The organism is Streptomyces sp. NPDC048481 (assembly GCF_043200075.1).
GTDB lineage: Bacteria > Actinomycetota > Actinomycetes > Streptomycetales > Streptomycetaceae > Streptomyces.
In genome coordinates this window covers 240,582-262,101 of sequence record NZ_JBICXC010000009.1, presented here as the reverse complement: position 1 = coordinate 262,101, position 21,520 = coordinate 240,582, and the positions used below count along the sequence as shown (strand labels likewise).

Annotated in this window: 12 protein-coding genes; 10 read left to right on the top strand and 2 right to left on the bottom strand. The window is 74.1% G+C overall.

Annotation, left to right across the window (positions count from 1 at the left end; all coding sequences use genetic code 11):
* The first annotated feature begins 141 nt into the window (after window positions 1-141).
* The 6 genes from ACGFSH_RS26025 (at window position 142) to ACGFSH_RS26000 (ending at window position 7,070) form a co-directional block, all read left to right on the top strand.
* Window positions 142-1,659, top strand: coding sequence for an amino acid adenylation domain-containing protein (locus tag ACGFSH_RS26025; RefSeq protein ID WP_393352744.1), 1,518 nt, complete (start codon window positions 142-144; stop codon window positions 1,657-1,659).
* On the top strand, window positions 1,656-1,877 hold the full coding sequence (locus ACGFSH_RS26020) for an acyl carrier protein (RefSeq protein WP_256916024.1): 222 nt from the start codon (window positions 1,656-1,658) through the stop codon (window positions 1,875-1,877). Before ACGFSH_RS26025 ends, ACGFSH_RS26020 begins: the two co-directional genes overlap by 4 nt.
* Window positions 1,874-3,232, top strand: a complete 1,359-nt coding sequence (locus ACGFSH_RS26015; RefSeq protein WP_393352742.1) for a flavin monoamine oxidase family protein — start codon at window positions 1,874-1,876, stop codon at window positions 3,230-3,232. The genes ACGFSH_RS26020 and ACGFSH_RS26015 overlap by 4 nt, the downstream gene beginning before the upstream one ends.
* Before the next feature lie 76 nt (window positions 3,233-3,308).
* Window positions 3,309-5,033: a class I adenylate-forming enzyme family protein gene (locus ACGFSH_RS26010; protein ID WP_393352739.1), complete on the top strand. Its 1,725-nt coding sequence runs from the start codon at window positions 3,309-3,311 to the stop codon at window positions 5,031-5,033.
* 16 nt (window positions 5,034-5,049) lie between these two features.
* The gene (locus ACGFSH_RS26005) at window positions 5,050-6,438 is read left to right on the top strand and encodes a KamA family radical SAM protein (RefSeq protein ID WP_393352737.1); all 1,389 of its coding nucleotides are present in this window, start codon (window positions 5,050-5,052) and stop codon (window positions 6,436-6,438) included.
* Window positions 6,439-6,440: 2 nt separating this feature from the next.
* A complete protein-coding gene (locus ACGFSH_RS26000) occupies window positions 6,441-7,070 on the top strand; it encodes a TIGR03086 family metal-binding protein (protein ID WP_393352734.1) in 630 nt (209 codons plus the stop codon).
* Here the strand turns inward: ACGFSH_RS26000 and paaI are convergent.
* The gene (paaI, locus tag ACGFSH_RS25995; RefSeq protein WP_393352731.1) at window positions 7,059-7,532 is read right to left on the bottom strand and encodes a hydroxyphenylacetyl-CoA thioesterase PaaI; all 474 of its coding nucleotides are present in this window, start codon (window positions 7,530-7,532) and stop codon (window positions 7,059-7,061) included. The genes ACGFSH_RS26000 and paaI overlap by 12 nt on opposite strands.
* Window positions 7,533-7,669: 137 nt before the next feature.
* Between paaI and ACGFSH_RS25990 the strand changes: the two genes are divergently transcribed.
* From ACGFSH_RS25990 to ACGFSH_RS25975, 4 genes are read left to right on the top strand one after another with little or no spacing between them, the layout of a single operon-like run.
* The gene (locus ACGFSH_RS25990) at window positions 7,670-8,041 is read left to right on the top strand and encodes an acyl carrier protein (RefSeq protein WP_393352728.1); all 372 of its coding nucleotides are present in this window, start codon (window positions 7,670-7,672) and stop codon (window positions 8,039-8,041) included.
* On the top strand, window positions 8,038-14,484 hold the full coding sequence (locus ACGFSH_RS25985) for a type I polyketide synthase (protein WP_393352725.1): 6,447 nt from the start codon (window positions 8,038-8,040) through the stop codon (window positions 14,482-14,484). Before ACGFSH_RS25990 ends, ACGFSH_RS25985 begins: the two co-directional genes overlap by 4 nt.
* Before the next feature lie 14 nt (window positions 14,485-14,498).
* On the top strand, window positions 14,499-16,367 hold the full coding sequence (locus ACGFSH_RS25980) for a polyketide synthase (RefSeq protein ID WP_393352723.1): 1,869 nt from the start codon (window positions 14,499-14,501) through the stop codon (window positions 16,365-16,367).
* A gap of 32 nt (window positions 16,368-16,399) precedes the next feature.
* A complete protein-coding gene (locus ACGFSH_RS25975; protein ID WP_393352721.1) occupies window positions 16,400-17,971 on the top strand; it encodes a long-chain-fatty-acid--CoA ligase in 1,572 nt (523 codons plus the stop codon).
* Between the two features lie 284 nt (window positions 17,972-18,255).
* Here ACGFSH_RS25975 and ACGFSH_RS25970 read toward each other — a convergent pair whose 3' ends face one another.
* Window positions 18,256-21,453: an amidohydrolase family protein gene (locus ACGFSH_RS25970; protein WP_393352719.1), complete on the bottom strand. Its 3,198-nt coding sequence runs from the start codon at window positions 21,451-21,453 to the stop codon at window positions 18,256-18,258.
* Between the last annotated feature and the right edge of the window lie 67 nt (window positions 21,454-21,520).

Sequence of the window (21,520 nt, the reverse complement as noted above, 5' to 3'; positions counted from 1 at the left end):
ATTCCTACCGCATGCAGTTGGGGCGGGCAAGGCCGCCTCGGTGCACGGAAATCCATGTGATGTGGATCACGTGCGAAACTCGCTTGACTCGTCGAGATTTTGGAGTGGTAGCGTCATGGCCATGCTGGAAAATGAAGGGATATGTTGATGGTGGGTATAGTGCCCGCCTTTCTGGAAATGGCTCGCACCTTTCCTGAAAAGTGCGCCGTCGAATGTGACGGACGTGAAGTGACCTATGCGGAACTGGCCCGCCGGGTCCGTGCGACCGCCCGCGAGCTGGGGCCCGGCCCCGGACCGGTCGGGGTCCTGACGGACCGCTCCGAAGCCACCGTCGTCGCCCTCCTGGGCATCATGGCCGCGGGCGGCGTCTACGTCCCCGTCGACCCGGCCTTCCCCGCCGCCCGCCGGCAGGCGCTCCTGGAGGCGGCCGGCTGCACCCGCGTCCTCGACCCGTCCGACCCGTCCGGGGCGGGCCCGGAGGCGGAGGACCCGGAGGCGGAGGACCCGGAAGCGCCCGCGTACACGCTCTTCACCTCCGGATCGACCGGGAAGCCCAAGCCCGTCCTCACCCCGCGGCGCGCCATCGCCGCCTCGGTGGCCTCGCTGCGCGACCTCTTCGCCCTCACCCCCGCGGACCGGGTCCTTCAGTTCGCCTCGCTCAACTGGGACACCTGTCTGGAGGAGATCCTCCCCGCGCTGACGACGGGCGCGACCCTCGTCTTCCACCGGGAGGCGTACACCGGCTCGATCCCCCGGCTGCTCAGGGCGGTCGCCGCGAGCGGCGTCACCCTGCTCGACCTGCCGACCGCGTTCTGGCACGAACTCGTCCGCCACCTCACCGACAGCGACGAGCAACTGCCGGGCTGCGTACGCACGGTGGTCATCGGCGGCGAGGCCGTGAGCCCCGCCCGGCTCGCCGAGTGGCGGGCCCGCGACACCGCGCGCGTCCGGCTCGTCAACACCTACGGGTGCACCGAGACGACGCTGATCACGCACGCCGCCGACCTGCACGGCCCCGAGGCGCCCGGACCGGGCTCCTGGTGGGGCGAGCACGGCGGCGTCCCGGTCGGCAAGGCGCTGCCGCACGTCGCCGACGCCATCGGCCCGGACGGCGAACTCCTGGTCGGCGGACCGGCGCTGGCGCTCGGCTACCGGGATCTGCCCGAGATCACCGCCGAGCGCTTCGTCACCCGCGAAGGCCCCGAGGGACCCGTGCGCTGGTTCCGCACCGGCGACCGGGTCACCCGCCGGCCGGACGGACACCTGGTCCACGAGGGCCGCCTGGACGCCGAGTTCAAGGTACGGGGCATCCGGGTCGACCCCGGCGAGATCGAGGCCCACCTGACCGCCCATCCGGAGGTCGGCGTCGCCGTCGTCGTCGGCACCCGGGTCGAGGACCGCACGACCGTGACCGCGTACGTGGTGCCCCAGCGGGCCGGCGCCGACGACGCCGCCCTCGCCCGCCAGGTCCTGCGCGACCTGCGCGCGAGCGTGCCCGGCCATCTCGTGCCCCACCGGGTCACCGTCGTCCCCGGACTCGTCCACACCGCCGGCGGAAAGATCGACCGGCTCGGCACCCACCGACGTCACTCACCCGCCGCCGCACCGTCCGCCCCGGCGGAACGCCCCGGCGGCCTCACAGAACAGGACAACCGATGAGTCCCGACGACATGGTCGCCATCTTCCGCAGGGTTCTGGAGACCGACGGCGTCACGGCGGACACCGACTTCTTCGAGTCCGGCGGCGACTCCCTCATGGGCACCCGCGTGCTGAGCGCCGTCGCCCGCGCCCAGGGAGTGGAGCTGACCTTCGACGACCTCCTCGGGGCCCCGACGCCCGCGCTGCTCGCCGACCGCGTCGCGAGCGTGGCCCGATGAGCCCGGCCACGAACGCCCCGGCCGGCGCCCCGGCGCGGGTCGTCGTCGTGGGGGCGGGGCTCGCGGGCCTCACCGCCGCCGCCGACCTCGCCCGGCGCGGCGTCGACGTCCAGGTCCTCGAAGCCCGCGACCGGGTCGGCGGCCGCACCCACGGCATCGAGGTCGCCCCCGGCGACTGGGCCGACGCAGGCGCCGCCTACCTGGGCGAGCGGCACACCGAACTGCTCGCCCTGATGGGCGTCTGCGGCCTCAAGACCGCGCCCACCGTCATGGAGGGGGACAGCCGCTTCGACGTCTCCGGCGCGGACCGCGCCGACAGCGTCCCCGGACGCTTCCCGCCGCTGAGCGGCGTGGCGCTGGGTGAGCTGTTCGACCTGCTGGACGAGGTCACCCGGTCCGTGCGCGTGGACGCCCCCTGGCTCACCCCCAACGCCGCACGCCTCGACGCCATGACGGCCGCGGAGTGGGCGGACAGCCGGCTGCGGCACCCGGACAGCAGGCTGTTCTTCCCGCTGTTCCTCGGCGAGATGATGGCCGCCGCCCCCGCCGACGTGTCCGTCCTGCACATGGCCTTCTACCTGCGCTCCGGCGGCGGGCTGCGCTACCTCAACGCCTTCGCCGGGGGCGCCCAGGAGTGGCGGATCGACGGCGGCGCGCACCGGCTCGGCGAGGCCCTCGCGGCCGGGCTGGGCGACCGGGTGCGCCTGTCCGAGCCGGTCACCGCGGTGGAGCAGGACGACGACGGCGTGACGGTGCGCTCCGCGAGCGGCGTCACCCGCGCCGACGCGGTGATCGTCGCGCTGCCCCCGGTCCTCGCCGACCGGATCGACTACTCGCCCGCACTGCCCGCACCGCGCTCGGGGGAGCGCACCGGCCCCGGCTGCGCGGTCAAGGTCCATCTGATCCACCCGTCCCCGCTGTGGCGCGAACAGGGCCTGTCCGGCTGGTCGGTGAGCGCAGAGGGTCCGCTGCTGTCCACGGTCGACGACTCGCCCGACGGCGGCGCGGGCATCCTGACCGGCTTCGTCACCGGCGACGAGGCCCGCCGCTTCGCCGCGCTGCCCCTCGCCGAACAGCGGGCCGCCGCCGTCGCGCAGGCCCGCCGGCTCTTCCCCGACCTGCCCGAACCGATCGGCTTCCATGTGACCGACTGGGTCAACGACCCCTACAGCCGCGGCTGTTACGCCGCCCTGTTCGGCCCCGGCGACTGGTCGGCGCTCGGCCCCCACCTGACCCGCCCGCACGGCCGCGTCCACTGGGCCGGCACCGAGACCAGCACCGAGTTCTTCGGGCTGATGGAGGGCGCCGTCCGATCCGGCCACCGGGCCGCCGCGGAACTGACCGCCCCCCGCTAGCGGGCCGCCGACGGGCCGCTTCCGCCCCGGCCCGAGTCACGTCACGAGACCACCCCGACATTCTCTGGAGAGCACCGTGACCACCAGCCCGATCGCCCCGCTCGCCGTCCGGCGTCAGTTCATGACCGACCCCGCCCTGGGAGCCGGCAACTTCCTTCAGAAGGCGCTGGAGGCGAACCCGAACAACACCGTCCCGTACGCCTTCACCCACAGCACCGACCACCGGGGCGAGGTCGTGCTGCGCGGCCACAGCCTGCGCGACCTGGCCGCGCTGCGCGACCGGTACGCCCACTGGTACCTGGCCAACGGGGTCCGCCGGGGCGAGCCGGTCGCCGTCGTCGTCGCCGAGGGCCTCGAACCCCTGCTGCACTTCCTGGCGCTCACCGCCCTCGGCGCGGTGCCCGCCCTCATCAACGACGCCATGGCGCAGACCACGGCCCTGCGCTACATCGACCACGTCGGCGCGGTGGGCCTGGTCGCCGACGACCCGACCCGGCTGGTCGCGGCCTACCGCGCCGACGCCAACCGCCGCCGGCCCCGCTTCGTCGTCCCGGCCGCCGAGATCAAGGCGTACGAACCGAACGGCCCGCTGCCCGAGGGCTACCCGTACAGCCACGCCGACGACGAGGTCGTGGCGCTCATCCACTCCTCCGGCACCACCGGCACCCCCAAGTCGACGATGCTCGCGCACCGCCAGTTCTGGGCCGGCAAGGAACCCCGCATGGAGCGGTTCCCCGCCTCGCCCGACGACCGGCTGATGTCCCTGATGCCGCACACCCACGCCGGTGGGCTCAGCTACTTCCTCACCGCCACCCTGCTCGGACTGCCCACCGTCGTCATGGGCGACTGGCGGCGCGCCGTCGTGGAGCCCGTCATGGAGGCGTTCCGGCCGACCATGGTCGCCTCCTTCCCGCGCACCTTCGTCGAACTCGCCACGGGGGAGCCGCCCACCCGGGCGGCCGCCCGGGTGCACAGCTGGTTCAACACCGGCGACAGCGCCCACTACGGACACGTCCGCCGTCTGGTGCGGCTCGGCGAACGGCCCGCCGGGCTCATCAAGCCGTGGCTGCTGCCGCGCGGCCACGCGGGCGACGAGGCCGTCCCCGGCTCCCAGTTCATCGACGGACTGGGCTCCTCCGAGATGGGCATGGCCCTGTTCGGGCAGGTCACCACCCCCGAGTCGGAGCGCGACGACCGCTGCGTCGGCAAGCCCACCGAGGTCGTCACGGCCGCCGTCGTCCTCGACCCCGACGGCCGCGAGGTACCCGACGGCACGGTCGGCCTGCTGGCCGTGAAGACCCCCTCGCGCACCCCCGGCTACTGGAACGCCCCCGAGCTGACCCGCAGCTTCGAGGTCGACGGCTACTGGCTGACGGGCGACGTGGCCCGCCGTGACGACGAGGGGAACTTCTACCACCTCGACCGCACCGTGGACGTCATCGACACCGAGGACGGCCCGGTCTACAGCCTGCCCGCGGAGGAGGTGCTGCTCGCCGACTGCGGGGACGTGGTGCAGGACTGCGCCGTCGTCGGCGTGCCGGCCGAGCACGGCGGGGCTCAGGTCCCGATCGCCGTCGTACGGCTCCAGCCCGGCGTGGTCGAACCGTCCGCGACGGAACTGTGCGCGCGGGCCAACAAGGAACTGGCCACCGCCGGGCTCGCGCCGCTCGCGGCCGTGATCGTCGCCCGCGACGCGGCCGACTTCCCGACCGGCGTCACCGGCAAGGTCCTCAAGCGGGAGCTGCGCACCCGCTGGGCCACCCTCTTCACCGGCGCCGCGCCCGCGCTGCCGGTCAGTTAGGAATCCGATGGGAATCATGACGACACAGGGACCGCACGCCCTGCCCGCACCGCAGCCCTACGAGTACGAGCGCGTCGTCCCGGTGGAACCCGACTGGCGTCGCCTGCCGGGCTGGAGCGACGTCACCGCCGAACAGTGGCGGGACGCCCAGTGGCAGCGCGCGCACTGCGTGAAGACCGCCCGGCAGCTGAAGGCGGTGACGGGCCCGCTGCTCCAGGACCGCTTCTACGACGACCTGGAGGCCGACCACAAGCGCTTCGCCACCATGTCGATGCTGCTGACCCCGCAGATGCTCAACACCATGGCGCCCGGCGCGCCGTTACGGCCGGCGGACTTCACGGACGCCTTCCTGGCCGACCCGGTCCGCCGTTACATGCTGCCGGTCGCCTCCGACCGGGACCCGGAGTGGCCGAGCCACCCCTACGCCGAGCGGGACTCGCTCCACGAGGCGGAGATGTGGGTCGTCGAGGGACTCACCCACCGCTACCCGACCAAGGTCCTGGCCGAACTGGTCTCCACCTGCCCCCAGTACTGCGGCCACTGCACCCGGATGGACCTGGTGGGGGGCTCCACCCCGCAGGTGGAGAAGCTGAAGCTGACGCTCAAACCGGCCGACCGCCAGGACCAGATGATCGACTACCTCAAGCGCAACCCCGGCGTGCGCGACGTCGTCGTCTCCGGCGGCGACGTGGCCAACGTGCCGTGGCCGCGGCTGGAGTCGTTCCTGATGCGGCTGCTCGACCTGGAGAGCGTCCGCGACATCCGGCTGGCCACCAAGGCCCTCGCCGGACTGCCCCAGCACTGGCTCCAGCCGGCGGTCCTCGAAGGACTGGAACGCGTGGCGCGCACCGCCGCCCGCCGCTCGGTGAACCTGGCGGTGCACACCCACGTCAACCACGCCCAGTCCGTCACCCCGCTGGTGGCGGAGGCCGCCCGGGCCGCCCTGGACGCCGGCGTGCGCGACATCCGCAACCAGGGCGTCGTGATGCGCGGCGTCAACGACACCCCCAAGGCGCTGCTCGACCTGTGCATGGTCCTCCAGGGCGAGGCGAACATCCTGCCCTACTACTTCTACATGTGCGACATGATCCCGAACGCCGAGCACTGGCGCATCGCGGTGTGGGAGGCGCAGGAGCTCCAGCACGCCGTCATGGGCTACCTGCCCGGCTACGCGACACCGCGGATCGTGTGCGACGTCCCGTACGTCGGCAAGCGCTGGGTCCACCAACTCGTCGACTACGACCGCGAACGCGGCGTCTCGCAGTGGACGAAGAACTACCGCACCGGCATCGAGCTGGACGACCCCGAGGCGCTCGCACGCCGTCACCCGTTCTACGACCCCATCACCACGCTGCCCGAGGCGGGCCGGCGCTGGTGGCGGGAGAACGCACAGGAGAAGGGCTGATCATGACCGACCGGCACCCCGCCGCCGACCCGTCCGGGAGCGCGGTCCAGGAACTCGACCGCAGGGCCGTGCTGCGCAGCGCGGAGATCGTCGCGGGCATTCGCGACGACCAGTGGGACGTCCCCACCCCTTGCGGGAGCTGGTCCCTGCGCCGCCTCCTCGCCCATATGACCGCCCAGCACCTCGGCTTCGCCGCGGCCGCGGGCGGCGGACCGGTCGACGAGTCGGTCTGGCGGGAGACGCCGCTCGCGGATCCCCGGCGCGCGTACGCCGACTCCGTCGACCGCGTCCTCGACGCGTTCGCCGCCGACGGCGTGCTCGAGCGGGAGTTCGTCCTGCCGTGGATCCATCCGACGATGCGGTTCGCCGCGGCCCGCGCGATCGGCTTCCACCTCGTGGACTACGTGGTGCACGGCTGGGACGTCGCGGTCTCCGTGGGCGTCCCGGCGGCCTACGACGACGACCTCGTCGCGGCCGCCGCCGAGGTGGCCGTCAAGGAGGTGCCGACCGGGCCGTCACGGGAGCGTCCCGGCGCGGCGTTCGGGCCGCCCGTCGACCCGGCCGGCGCGGCGAGCGCCGAGGACCGGCTGCTCGCCTCGCTGGGCCGGGACCCGCGGTGGTCACCGGCGTGACGGGTCCTGCTGCCGCGCCTCGGGAGCCGGGCGGCTCCCGAGCGTGTGGCTCTGCCCCCGGAACTCGGCGACCGCGGCGCCGTCCGCCCGGCGCACGGTGACGTCGTACAGGCCGCCGCGCCCGAACCGGGTCCGCTCCACCGCCTCCGCGACCAGCTCGTCGTCCACCTCGGCCGGGCGCAGGAAGGTGATCTGGGCGCCCTGCGCCAGGGTCGTCGGCCCGTACGTGTTGCAGGCGAACGCGAACGCGGCGTCCGCCAGCAGGAAGAGGAAGCCGCCGTGCCCGATGCCGTGGCCGTTCACCATGGCCTCCGTGACCCGCATGCCGACGGTCGCCCGCCCCGGACCGGCGTCCAGCAGGGCGATGCCGAGCAGTTCGCAGGTGCGGTCCTTCGCGTACAGCTCCTCGGCGCGCCGCCGGGCCGCGAACTCCAGGTCGCTCTCCTCGCCGGTCCCCGTCATCGAACGCCCTCAATTCCTTTTGTTTTCTCCGGACTTGGCGCGCCGATCCTTCCATCCGTGAGCGACCCCGGTCAACAGACCCGAAAACCATCCAGCCAAGGAGCGGCATGACTTCGCGTACACCCTGGATTCAGGAATTGTCAGACACTCCGCCGTCCGAACGCCGGGCGCTCCTCGAATCGCTGGTCGTCGCGGAGTTCAAACGCGAACTGATGATGGACGAATCGGACGTGATGCCGCTCGGGGTGAGTTACTTCGAACTCGGGCTCACCTCCCTCGGCGCCGTCGACACCCGGCGGCGGCTGGAAAGGGAACTCGGCCGCACGCTCGACGCGGCCTTCCTGTTCAACCACCCCACGGTCGGGGACCTCGTCGACTTCCTGACCGCCGACGTGCTGCCCGAACTCTTCCCCGCCGGCCCGCCCGCCCCCGAGCCGTCCCAGGACGCAGGAGTGTCCACGTCCACGAAGCACCTGGTCAACGACATCCTCAAGGAGCTCTACCAGTGACCGACACGGCCTCGTCCCGCACCGACGCCCTGCTGAAGGACCTGCTTCTGGAGAAGTACGAGCCGATCGCCGTCATCGGGCTGGGCATCCGCTTCCCGGGGGACAACGACACTCCCGAGGAATTCTCCGCATTCCTCAGGGAAGGCCGGGCGGGAACCGGACCGGTACCCGCGGACCGCTGGGACATGGACGCCCTGCAGGCCGCCGAGAAAGAGGCGGGCCGAAGCCCTCTCGCGGCCGGCGGCGGATTCGTCTCCGGCGCGGACGAATTCGACTCGAAGTTCTTCAACATATCGCCCAAGGAAGCCGACTTCATGGACCCCCAGCACCGCTGGGCCCTGGAATCGGCGTGGCGCGCGATGGAATCCGCCCATCTCGACCCGGCCGCACTGCGCGGCAGGAACGGCGGCGTCTATCTCGGCGTCGGACAGATGGACTTCGCCATCGACGTCGAGGCCCTGGACCCGATCGACCTCGACGCGCACGTCGCCGCGGGCACCGCGCACAGCGCCGCCGCCGGACGCCTGTCCTACTTCCTCGGCTGGCGCGGCCCCTGCATCAGCGTCGACACCGCCTGCTCCGCCTCGCTCGTCGCCCTGCACCTCGCCGCCCAGGGACTGCGCCGGCGCGAGTGCGACATCGCCCTCGCGGGCGGCGTGAACGCCACCCACCACCCGCGCAACCACATCGTCTACTCCCGCGCCGGCATGCTCTCGCCCGACGGCCGCTGCAAGACCTTCGACGACTCCGCCGACGGCTACGGCCGCAGCGAGGGATCCGGCATGGTCGTCCTCAAGCGGCTCTCCGACGCCCGGCGCGACGGCGACACCGTGCTCGCGCTGCTGCGCGGCTCCTCCGTCCGCCAGGACGGCGAGAGCGGCGGCCTCACCGTCCCCAACGGCACCGCCCAGGTCGCCCTGATGCGCGACGCGCTCGCCTCGGCCAACCTGGAGCCCGCCGACATCCAGTACGTGGAGGCGCACGGCACCGGCACCTCCCTCGGCGACCCCATCGAGATGGGGTCCGTCAACACCGTCTTCGCCGAGTCGCGCGCGCACGGCGAACCGCTGCCCGTCGCCTCGGTGAAGACCAACATCGGCCACATGGAGGCCGCCGCCGGCATCGGCGGCGTCGCCAAGGTCCTCCTCCAGCTCCAGGAAGGCGTGATCTACCCGCACATCAACCTGGAGACGCCGTCCCGGCACATCCCCTGGGACCGCTACCGGGTGACCGTCCCCACCGCACTGCGCGAGTGGCGGGCCGACGGACCCCGGCGCGCCCTGGTCAACTCCTTCGGCTTCGCCGGCACCATCGCCTCCGTCGTCCTGGAGGAGGCGCCGCCCGCCCCCGCGCCCGCACCGGCGCCGGACGACGGCACCGCCGTGTTCACCCTCTCGGCGAAGGACCACGCCGGACTGCGCGCCCAGGCCGCCGCCCACCTGAGCTTCCTCGACGCGCACCCCGGCCTCGCCGTCCCCGACCTCTGCCGCAGCTCCAACCTCGGCCGCGCCCACCTGCCCGCACGGCTCGCCGGACCCGTCTCCTCGCGCGCGGACCTGGTGCGCCTGCTCGAGGGGCAGCTCGCCGACGGCCACGAAGGCGACGGACCCCGGTTCACCGAGGCCGCGTTCCTGTTCTCCGGACAGGGCGCCCAGTACGTCGGCATGGGCCGCGGCCTGTACGAGCGCCACCCCGTCTTCCGCCGCCACCTCGACGCCTGCGACCGGCTCTTCGCCGCCCACCTCGGCCGCTCCGTCAAGGACGTCATGTTCGGCGAGGCCCCGGACAGCGACCGCGACCTCGACCGGACCCTGTACACCCAGCCCGCCCTGTTCAGCCTGGAGTACGCGACCGCCCGCCTGTGGATGTCCTGGGGCGTCCGGCCGGGCGTCCTGCTCGGCCACAGCGTCGGCGAGATCGCCGCGGCCGCGATCGCGGGCCTGTTCTCGCTGGAGGACGCCGTCCGGCTGGTCGCCGTCCGCGCCCGCCTCATGCAGTCCGTCACCGCGCCCGGAGGCATGGCCGCCGTCCTCGCCCCCGCCGAGGACATCGCCCCGCACCTGGAGCGCTACCCCGACCTCGGCTTCGGCGCCGTCAACTCCCCGCGTCAGTGCGTCGTCTCCGGCGGACGCGACTCCCTCGCCGAACTCGTCGGCGTCCTGCGCGACCGGGGCGTCGACGTCCGGGACCTGCCGGTGTCGCACGCCTTCCACTCGCCGCTGATGGCCGAGGTGGCCGACGCCTTCCGGGAGGCGATCGCCGGCATCGCCTTCCACGAACCGCGGCTGAGCTTCGTCTCCAACCTCACCGGAGAGGTCGCCGCGCTCGCCGACGTCGGCACGCCCGACTACTGGGTCCGCCACATCCTGGAGCCCGTCGACTTCGCCGCCGGCATGCGCCGGGTCCAGGCCCGCGGCCCGCACGTCCTCGTCGAGGTCGGCCCGTCCGGCGCGCTCACCGCTCTGGGCCGGCAGAACGGCGACCCCGACGCCCACGTGTGGGTGTCCAGCATGGCCAGGTCCGACGACGGCGCCGCCACCGTCGCCGCCGCCGTCGCCCGCTGCTACCGGGCCGGACTCCCCGTCTCCTGGACGGGTTACCACGCCGAGCGCGACGGACGGAACGTGCCGCTGCCCGGCTACGTCTTCGCGAAGAAACGCCACCCGCTGCCCTCCGCCCGCGCCGGCGCCGCCCCCGCCGGCCGCAACGGCGGACCGGCCCGCCACCCGCTGCTCGGCGTCGACGTCACCGCCGAGGACCGCCGCGCGGCGGGCGAGCGCGAGTTCGGCGCACCGCTGTCCCCCGACTCCCCGGGCTACCTCGCCGACCACGTCGTCATGGGGCAGGCCGTCTTCCCCGGCGCCGGATACGTCGAGATCGTGCTGGCCCTCCAGGACGCGGTGCACGGCGAGACCGGCCGGCCGGTGCGCGACCTGCGCATCCACGAACCCCTCTTCCTCCGCGACGGCGAACCCACCGAGATCCGCACCCGGCTGCGCCCGCACGCGGACGCCGACGGGCCCGCCGACGTCGAGATCGTCAGCCGCGTCGACGGCCGGGACGGCGTGATCGAACGCGTCCACGCCACCGCCGTCCTCGACGGCGCGCCCACCGGCCCGGCCGCCCTCGGCGACGTCGTGGACCGCCTGCGCAAGACGGCCGCGGCCCTGGACGAGCCGCGGGACCACCGGTCCGGTGAGGACCTGTACGAGCGGTACGCCGAACTGGGGCTGCCCTACGGCCCCGAGTTCCGGCGCGTCCTGCACGTCGACCGGCACGCCGACGGCTTCGCGACCGGCGAGCTGCGCGCCCTCGACACCCCCGTCGGGGAGCATCTGCGGGCCTCGGTCCTCGACTGCGCGATGCAGACCCTCGGCGCCGCCGTCGACCTGGACGGCACCTATCTGCCCGTCGGCTTCGACGCCGTCGAACTCCTCAAGCGCCCCAAGGCCGGCCTGCGCGTCCTCGTCCAGGTCGACCTCGGCCCCGGCGAACTCACCGCCGACATCGTCGCCCTGGAGGGCGCCCGGACGGTGTTCGCCGTCAAGGGCGTCCGCCTCAAGCGCGTCGCCGACGCCCCGGCCGACCCGGCCGAGCGCCTGCTGCTGCGCCCCCGCTGGCTCAAGCGCTCCCTGCCCGCCGCCCGGACCGGCGGACAGGACCGCCGCGTCCTGGTCGTCCACCCCGGCGACGGCCTCCCCGGCGACCTGGACGACCTCCTCGCCGGCACGGGCGTGGGCACCGTGCACGCCCCCGACGCGGCGGCCGCCGCCGCGCTGCTCGCCGCGGACCCCGCCGTCACGGACCTGTGCTGGTTCTGGACGCCGGAGCCCGCCCTGCGGGGCGAGGAACGGCTGCGCGCCGAGACCGAGCGCAACTACCGCGACCTGCTCGCCCTGGTGGCGGCCCTGGCCGACGGCCCGACGGCCGGCCAGGGCCCGCGGGTCCTGCTCGTGACCGAACGCGCCCAGTGGCTGCCCGGCGACGTCGCGGACGGCGCGGCCCGCGACGGCGACGCCCTCGCCGCCGCCTCCCTGTGGGGCTTCGGAGCGGTCCTCGCCCACGAGCACCCGGCGCTGCGGCCCGTGCTGCTCGACCTCGACGGGACCGACCTGCGGCCCCTCGCCGACGAACTGCTCGCCGCGGACGCCTCCGGCGGCGAGCACCGGATCGCCTACCGGTCCGGCGTGCGCCACGTGAAGCGGCTCTCCCCGCCGCCCGCCGCCGTCCGCGACGACGTCAACACGGAACTCACGATCACCGAGTACGGCCAGTTCTCCGCCGTCCGGCCGGTGCCCGTCGAGGACCGCCCGCCCACCGGCGACGAGGTCACCGTCCAGGTCCACGCGGCCGGCCTCAACTTCAAGGACGTCCTCAACGCGCTCGGCATGCTCCGCCAGTACGCGCTGGACCACGGCCTCCCGCACGAGCCCCTCCCGCTCGGCTTCGAGGCGTCCGGCACCGTCGTCGAGGCGGGACCCGACGCCGCGTTCCGGCCCGGCGACGACGTCGTGCTCAGCCGCATCGGCTGCATGCGACGGCGGGTCACCGTCCCCTCCACCGTCGTCGTGCGCAAGCCCGCCGGCCTCAGCTTCACCGAGGCCGCCGGACTGCCCGCCGCCTACGTCACGGCCCACCACGCGCTGCACGGCCTCGCCGGGCTCAAGGCGGGCGACCGCGTCCTGATCCACGCGGCGGCCGGCGGCGTCGGCCAGGCGGCCGTGCGGCTCGCCCGGCTCGCCGGCGCCGAGGTGTACGCCACCGCCAGCCCCCGCAAGTGGCCCCTGCTGCGCTCCCAGGGCGTGCAGCACGTCATGAACTCCCGCACCCTCGACTTCGCCGACGAGGTCCTCGCGGCCACCGGCGGCCGGGGCGTCGACGTCGTCCTCAACAGCCTCAACAAGGACTACATCCCGGCAGGCCTGCGCTGCCTCGCCGACGGCGGCCGGTTCGTCGAACTCGGCAAGATCGGCGTGTGGACGCCCGAGGAGATGAGCGCCCGCCGGCCCGACGTCGCCTACCACAACTTCGACCTCAGCGAGCTGTCCGCCGACGAGCTGGACCGCCTCAACCACGACATCCTGCGCACGGTCGCCGACCACGTCGAGGCCGGCCGGCTCACCGCCCTGCCCGTCGTCGGTTACTCCCTCGACGAGGTCGAAGAGGCGTTCGGCGTCCTCAGCCGGGGCGCCAACGTCGGCAAGGTCGTGCTGGAGTTCCGCGACGAACGCGACCTGCCCGCACAGCCCGTGCGGATCGACGCGGGGGAGACCTACCTCGTCACCGGAGGCCTCGGCGCGCTCGGCCTGGCCTCCGCGCGCAAGCTGGTGCGCCAGGGCGCCCGCCGCATCGCGCTCGTCAGCCGCCGGGCCGTCGACGAGGACCGGCGGGCCGAGATCGCCGCCGGACTCGGCGAGGGCGTCGAGGTGCGCATCCTCCAGGGCGACATCGCCGATGCGGCCGACGTCCGGCGGATCGTCGACGATCTCGCCGGCGGCGAGGCCCCGCTCGGCGGCGTCCTGCACGCCGCGGGCGTCCTCGCCGACGCCCCGCTCACGGCCCAGACCCCGGAAAGCATGACCGCCGTCCTGCGCGCCAAGCTGTACGGCTCCTGGCTGCTGCACCGCGCGCTGGCGGAGGTGCCCACCGTCCGCTTCTTCGTCGGCTACTCGTCGATCGCCTCGGTGCTCGGCTCCGCCGGCCAGGCCAACTACGCCGCAGGCAACGCCTATCTGGACGCCCTCATGCAGGTCCGGGCCGCCGCCGGACTGCCCGGACTCAGCGTCAACTGGGGCCCGTGGGCACAGATCGGCATGGCCGCCTCCCTCACCGACCGCCAGATCGCCGGCATCGAGGCCCGCGGCCTGAAGTTCGTCAAACCCGACGCCGCGCTGAACGCGCTGTTCGCCGCGCTCGCCCGGCCGTACGCGCAGACCGTCGTCGGCGAGTTCGACTGGGACGCCTACACGAGCGCCCTGCCCGCCCCGGACGCCCTCCTCGCCGAGCTGGGCTCGGGCCGCGACGGCGCGCCGGACCGGGCCGAACTGGACGTCGACGAACTGCTCGCCCGGCCCAAGCCCGACCGCGAGGCCGCGCTGCGCTCCCTGCTGCGCGCCCGCATCGCGGACGTGCTGCGCTACGACTCGCCCGACGAGATCGACCTCGACGCCCGCTTCGTCGACCTAGGCCTCGACTCGCTCGGCTCGGTGGAACTGAAGAACGCCCTGGAGACCGTGCTCGGCGTCCCACTGCCCGCCTCCGCCCTCTTCGACCACCCCGAGGTGCGCTCGCTGGCCGTCTTCCTCGACGAGCAGCTCGTGCCCGACGGGGCCGGGGAAGCACCGGCCGCACCGCCGCGGGAGAACCCCGGCGAGGACGTGCGCGAACTGACCGACGCCGAGGCCGACGACGAACTCGACGCGCTGCGCGAGATGTTCCGGTGACGGGCGGCCCGAACGTGACGAGCTACATCGACCACCTGGAGACCCTGTCGAGGAAACAGCTCATGGTGATGCTGGCCAGGCAGCACCACGAGCGGACCCAGCCGGTCGCCGTCATCGGCATGGGCTGCCGGCTCCCCGGCGGGCTCGACGACCCCGAGGAGTTCTGGGCCGCGCTCCGCGAGGGGCGGGTCCTGCCCACCGACACGGCCGGCGTGCCCGTCGACAGCCTCGGCCGCCCGCGCTGGAACCTCGCCGCGCCCGACCTCGCGCCGCTGGCCCCCCGGCTGCGCCAGGGCGCCTACCTGACGGACGTGGACCTCTTCGACGCCGACCGGTTCGGCATCGGACACGAGGAGGCCCGCCACATGGACCCGCAGCAGCGCCTGCTGCTGGAGGTCGCCGCCCAGGCCCTCGCCGACGCCAACCTGTCCCGGGGGCGGCTGCGGGGCCGGACCGTCGGCGTGTACGCGGTGGCCGGGCCGGTCGAGTACCCGTACGCCTGGCTGCGCGGCGGGATCCCCGCCGACGCGCTGACCGGGCACATGAGCACGGGCTCCTCGCCCAGCGCCTTCAGCGGCCGCATCGCGCTGTCGCTGGGACTCGACGGCCCGGCCGTCACCGTCGACACCGCGTCCTCGTCCATGCTGACGGCCGTGCACCTGGCGGTGCGGGCGCTGCGCGCCCGCGAGTGCGACATCGCCCTCGTCGGCACCTGCAACCTGCTGCTCTCCCCGTTCAGCACCGGCATCCTCGACCGGGCCGGGATGCTGTCGCCGACCGGCCGCAGCAGGCCCTTCACCCGGCACGCCGACGGACACGTCCGCGGCGAGGGCTGCGGGGTCGTCGTCCTGAAGCGGTACGCGGACGCGGCCGCCGACGGGGACCGGCCGTACGCGCTCGTGCGGGGCAGCGCCGTCCACGCCCAGGGCGACCGGCCCGGCATCTCGGTCGCCCCGGCCCGCGGTCAGAAGACCGTGATCCAGCGCGCCCTCCAGGACGCGGACGTCGCCCCCGAGGACGTGCAGTACGTCGAGGCGCAGGCCAACGGCTCGCGGATCGGCGGCCAGATCGAGGCCGAGACCCTGGCCGACGCGTACGCGCGGCGCTCGCCGGACGCGCCGCCGCTGTACATCGGCTCCTGCAAGGCGAACCTCGGCTACCTCGAAACCGCCTCCGGCGCACCGGGGCTGATGAAGACGGTGCTGGCGCTCGCCCACGCCGAGATCCCGCCGCAGCCCGGCGAGGACGAGGCGGACCCGGACATCCCGTGGGGCCGGACCGCGCTGCGGCTCGCCGCGAAGCCGCAGCCCTGGCCCACGCGGGGCAGGAGGCGGGCGGCCGTCAGCGGCTTCGGGTTCTGCGGCACCCTGGCCCACGTCGTCCTGGAGAGCGTCCCCGAGCGCCCGCCCGCCACCGACGCCACACCCCCCGGGACCGCCGGGGCCGACGGGGCCGACGGGGACGGGGGCCCGTGGCCGCTGCTGCTGTCGGCGCACAGCGCCGAGGCGCTGGCCGGCACGGCCGCCCGGCTGCACCGGCATCTGCGGCGCCGGGCGGGCTGGACCCCCGCCGCCGTCTGCCGGACCCTCGCCGAAGGCCGCGACCACCCCGCCGTCCGGTACGCGACCGTCGTCCACGACCGCGACGGCCTCCTCGCCGCCCTGGAACGGGCCGCGACGGCCGGCGGCGGCACGGACTCCGACGCCCCCGGAGCGACCGCGCACGCCGAGGCGGCCCGGCACGCCCGGCGCCACCTCGCCGGGGAGGCCCCCGCCACCGACGAGTGGTGGCCGGCCGGCCGCCTGCGCCCCGAACTGCTCCACCTCCCCGGCCCCGCGCCGGTCGGGCGGCGCCACTGGCCCGACCACCACAACTGGATCTGAGCCCCAGCCCTCTACGGACAGGACACCCCTTCATGCACTACCCGAACCTCAGGACCGCCGTCGACACGGTGGCGTTTCACGCCATGCACCACCCGCGGCGCACCGCCCTGAGCTGCGAGGGCCGCAGCGTCACCTACGAGCAGCTGCACCGGGAGAGCAACCGCACGGCCCGGGCCCTGCTGGCGGCCGGCGCCGGGCGGGGCACCCGGGTCGCCTTCCTGGGCAAGGAGTCCGAGCACTACTACGAGATCTTCTTCGCCTGCGCCAAGACGGGAGCGGTGCTCGTCCCGATCAACTGGCGGCTCACCCCCGCCGAGGTGGAGCACATCCTCCGCGACTCCGGCGCCGAAGTCCTCTTCGTGGAGGACGAGTACGCCGGCACCGCCGCCCGCATCCGCGAGGAGCTGCCGGCCCGCCCCGCGCTCGTCGTGATCGACGGCGGCGACGACCGGGGCGAGGGCCTGCGGGAGTGGAAGGCGGACCGGAGCGACGACGACCTCGCGGCGCGGGCCCAGCCCGACGACCCGGTCACCCAGATCTACACCAGCGGCACCACCGGCCTGCCCAAGGGCGTCGTCCTCGCCCACCGCAGCTTCTTCGCGGTCCGCGACCTGCTCGCCGACCACGGCCTCGACTGGATCGACTGGTACCCGCAGGACGTCAGCCTCATCTGCATCCCCGGCTTCCACGTGGCCGGCATCTGGTGGGCCATGCAGGCCTTCAACGCCGGCGTGACCAACGTGGCCATGCGCATGTTCGCCGCGCACGACGCCGTGCGGCTGATCCGCGAACACGGCGTCACCACCACCTGCGCCGTGCCGGCGATGCTTCAGATGATGGTGTCCGAACCCGGCGTCGGGCCCGCCCACTTCGCCTCGCTGCGCAAGGTCACCTACGGCGGCTCCCCGATCTCCGAGACGCTGATGCTCCGGTGCATGGAGATCCTGGGCTGCGACCTCGGCCAGCTGTACGGGCTCACCGAGAGCGGCAACACCGCGCTGTGCCTGCCGCCCTCGGAGCACCGCCCCGGCAGCCCCCGGCTGCGCGCCGCGGGCCGCCCGTACCCCGGTGTCGAGGTGAAGGTGGTCAGCGACGAGGGCGACTCCCTCCCGTCCGGCGCCATCGGGGAGATCTGTCTGCGCACGCCCGCGGTGATGGTGGAGTACTGGGGCATGAAGGAGGCGACCCAGGAGACCCTCGCCGACGGCTGGCTGCACACCGGGGACGCCGGCTACCTCGACGAGGACGGCTACGTCTACGTCTGCGACCGCCTCAAGGACACCGTCATCGTCGCCGGCGAGAACGTCTACCCGGCCGAGGTGGAGAACGCGCTGGCCACCCACCCGGCGGTGGCCGAGGCCGCCGTCATCGGGGTGCCCGACGACCGCTGGGGCGAGGTCGTGCGCGCCTTCGTCGTGCTGAGACCGGGGATGTCGGCGAGCCCGCGGGAGCTGAAGCTCCACCTCCAGGGGCGGCTCGCCGACTTCAAGTCCCCGAGCGGCTACGAGTTCATCGAGCGCGTGCCCCGCAATCCCAGTGGAAAGATCCTCAGAAGGGAACTCCGCAAGGAATTCTGGGCCGACCGCGAGCGCCAGGTGAACTGACGGCTCGGGGGCGGAAGCCCAAGAAGCAAGGGAAGCGGAGAAGGAACGCCGAAGAATTGCTGCGGAAAACCCCCGCAGGGAATTCCGCATGCGTTCCCGCATGTATCCTCCGGGCATTCCCAGGGTGCCGTCCGGGCGTTCCTCGGTCGTTCGCGACGCGTCCGTGGGCGTCCCCGAGGCGATCCGCGGGAATCACGGGCACTTCCCGCGGAACTCCGCGGACAAGGGTCCGGGACCGGCCGAAGCCGGTCCCGGACCCTGCTGCGCGCGGGAGTCCGCGGGCGTCAGCGGGAGCGGCAGCAGCCGAGGTGCCGCCACTCCGCCTCGTGCCAGTAGTACGCGGCGTCGTCGCGGGCGCTGGGCGCCGCGGCCCGGACCCGGTTGCGCACGGCGCCGCCCGGTGCGGCGCCACGGGCGGCGGCCGCGGCCGGCCGGAACGGCGCGAGCAGCTCGGGCACCTCGTACGGGTGGCCGCCCACCATGACCGTGCGCACCGCCGCCGCCGCGCGGATGTCGGTGAGCGGGTCGCCCTCGACGCCCACCAGGTCGGCCAGCCGGCCCGGCGCCACCCTGCCCAGCCGGTCGCCCAGGCCGAGCGCCCGGGCGGCGTTCCCGGTGGCCGTCTGGAGCGCCTCACGCGGGGTGAACCCGTACTTCACCAGGATCCGCAGGTTCTGGTGGAGGCTGATGCCGATGTCGTCCAGGGCCGAGTCCGTGCCGGCGACGACCAGCCCGCCGGCCCGGTGCACCCGCAGCAGCATGTCGCAGTCGCCGACGGTCCAGGCGTGGTTGAGCCGGGTGTCCGCGCTGTCCGACGCCGCGCCGTCCGCCTTCTGCACCAGCCGGGCGTACTCCCAGTCGGGGTACAGCACCCGGGTCCGCTCGTCCTCGACCAGGGAGCGGTCCTCCACGAACAGCTCGCTCGCGAACAGCGTCGTCGTGGAGATCCACATGCCGCTCGCCGCCAGCAGGTCCACCGAGTCCTGGAAGGTCCGCCCGGCGGCGAAGCTCAGCGTCCGCGAGTAGCCGAGGCGGTTGCCGCCGCCGGTGTGCTCCATGCCGTCCAGGCCCTCGCGGGCCGCCGGGTAGAGGTAGTGCGAGGTCACCGGGATGCCGGCCGCGTGCCCGCGCGCCACCACCTCCCGCTGGTACTCCACCGGCAGGCGGATGTACGACTTCAGCAGGTCGTAGCGCAGGGCGAGGGCGCGCCGCAGGTCCCGGTCCAGCTGGTCGCGGGAGAAGACCGGCCGCATCACGCGGTGCCGCCCGCGGGTCCCCTCCAGGCCCTCGCCGGACCCGAAGTAGCGCGGCCCGACCTTGGTCCCGGCCGCCAGCGCCTCGCGCGTCTCGACCATCTGGTAGGCGGGATCGCCGGGGCTGCGGCTGGTGGTGACGCCGTACGCGAGCCAGGCCCGGCCCTGCCGGTCCCCCCACTGCGGGCCGCGCCAGTGCCAGTGGTTGTGGGTGTCGATCAGCCCCGGCATGACGGTGAGGCCGGAGGCGTCGACGACCCGTTCGCCGCGCGCGCCTCCCCGGCGCACGACCTCCTCGACACGGTCGCCGCGCAGCACGACGTCCACGTCGTGGCGCAGCGAGCCGGCCGTGCCGTCCCACACCGCTCCCGCGCGCACCACGGTCCGTCCGGCGGGGGCGGGGCGGCGGGTCCAGGTCAGCCGGGTCGGCAGGGTGCGCGGCGAGCCGCCGTCGAGGCCGACCGTGCGCAGCCGCCCCAGCGAGAGATAGAGCAGCGCGCCGCAGCGCGCCCCCACGGAGAGCGAGTCGGCGACGTCGTCGGCGATCCGCACCGGCTCGCCGGTGATCGTCCCCGCCGCGTCGACCGGGACCTTCCACGCCTGGCTCTCGATGCCGACGACGAGATGCGTGCCGTCGGGCGTCCACAGCGGGCCGTCGCCGCTGCGGGTGGAGACCGAACGCCCGGGCGCCACGCTCTGGTAGCGCAGTTCGTGCGTGGTCAGGTCGACGGTGAGGATCTGGTTCACGCCGTTGACGCTGCGCCGCGAGTAGGGGGCGGCCGCGGCCAGGGCGAGGATCCTGCCGTTCGGCGACCAGGCGGGCGGACCCGGCTGGTACAGGGCGGGGACGACCTTCGTGACCGAGCCGTCGGCCAGGGTCAGCACCCAGGTGGCGCCGCTCTCGTCCTGATAGGCGATCCGGGAGCCGTCCGGGGACCAGCGGGGCGAGAGCTGGGCGTTCGGCAGGTCGGTGAGCCGCTCGGCGACGCCCGAGGCGACGTCGTGGCGCCACAGGTTCGCGGTGCCGGCCCGGTCGCTGACGTAGACGAGGGAGCGGCCGTCGGGCGACCAGTCGGGGGAGGAGTTGAAGTAGCCGTCCGAGACGATCCTGACGGGCCGCTCGGCGCCGGTGCGCAGCCACAGCGCGTTCAGCGCCCGGAAGGCGACCTTGCGGCCGTCGGGGGAGAGCGCGGGGTCGGCGATGCCCAGGACGTCCTGGGGACCGTCGCCGGTCAGGTCCGGTCCCCTGCGCTTGTCGTGGTCCACCCGCCGCACCTCGACCGAGGCGGTGAACGGGACCATGGCGCGCCCGCCGCCACCGTCGAGCCGGCGCCTGCATATCCGGCCGTCGGCCGTGTAGAGCAGCTCGTCGGCCGACAGCCAGACCGGCGCCAGCGGGAAGACGTCCTCGTCCTCGGAGACGACCCGGTCGTCCACCATGAGTTCGGCGCGCGCGCCGGTGACCCGGACGTACGCCACCCGGCGGCCGTCGGGGGCGAACGACGGCGCGTACAGCGCGGCGTCCGCGGGGCCGGTGAGCAGGGTCCGCGCCGCTCCCGTCGCGAGGTCGACGGCCTCGATCGAGCCGTACTCGGCGACGTAGGCCACCTCCCGCCCGTCCGGGGACCACGTCGGCATGGCGAGGTCGCGGTCCTGCCGGGTGATCGCGCGGCGCACGCCCGTCGAGAGGTCGAGGACCTCGATCCGCCCGGCGTTGTCCCGGTCCGAGGCGAACGCGACCGAACGGCCGTCCGGCGAGACCTTGGGCTCCTGGTCGTACCCGTCGCCGCTGGTCAGCCGGCGCGCCCCGGACCCGTCGACGCCGATGCGCCACAGGTCGTACGTCCCGTCGCGGAACGACTGGAACACCAGGCTGCGTCCGTCGGGCGCCCAGTGCGGCTGCGTCGCGTCCAGCACGTCGTCGGTGAGCCGGCGGGCCGTGCCGCCCTTGAGCGGTAACAGCCAGATCGCGTTGAGCGCGTCCATCGCGAGCGTCGTGCCGTCCGGCGACAGCGCGACGCACAGATTGGCGCTCTCATGGGTGTCGACGCGGACGAGGCCGTTTCCGGCCGCCCCGCCGGCCGCGTCGTCGGCGTACGCGACGCCGCCCGCGCCGAGCCAGAGCGCCCCCAGCCCGACGGCGCCCGAACGGTGCAGCAGAGAACGCCGGGAAAGCCCCGGACTTTCCCCGGAAATGTCCTCGGATGCTCCGGATCCCTGTTCCGTCACAGTAATCCTCCCTCGTGCGGAGGCAGACAACGCACCGTCAATCCCCCGTGGAGCCGGCCCGTTGTTC

Coding starts and splice junctions, on each gene's coding strand:
- ACGFSH_RS26025 (WP_393352744.1), top strand. CDS start 142: ATGTTGATGGTGGGTATAGTGCCCGCCTTTCTGGAAATGGCTCGCACC.
- ACGFSH_RS26020 (WP_256916024.1), top strand. CDS start 1,656: ATGAGTCCCGACGACATGGTCGCCATCTTCCGCAGGGTTCTGGAGACC.
- ACGFSH_RS26015 (WP_393352742.1), top strand. CDS start 1,874: ATGAGCCCGGCCACGAACGCCCCGGCCGGCGCCCCGGCGCGGGTCGTC.
- ACGFSH_RS26005 (WP_393352737.1), top strand. CDS start 5,050: ATGACGACACAGGGACCGCACGCCCTGCCCGCACCGCAGCCCTACGAG.
- ACGFSH_RS26000 (WP_393352734.1), top strand. CDS start 6,441: ATGACCGACCGGCACCCCGCCGCCGACCCGTCCGGGAGCGCGGTCCAG.
- paaI (WP_393352731.1), bottom strand. CDS start 7,532: ATGACGGGGACCGGCGAGGAGAGCGACCTGGAGTTCGCGGCCCGGCGG.
- ACGFSH_RS25975 (WP_393352721.1), top strand. CDS start 16,400: ATGCACTACCCGAACCTCAGGACCGCCGTCGACACGGTGGCGTTTCAC.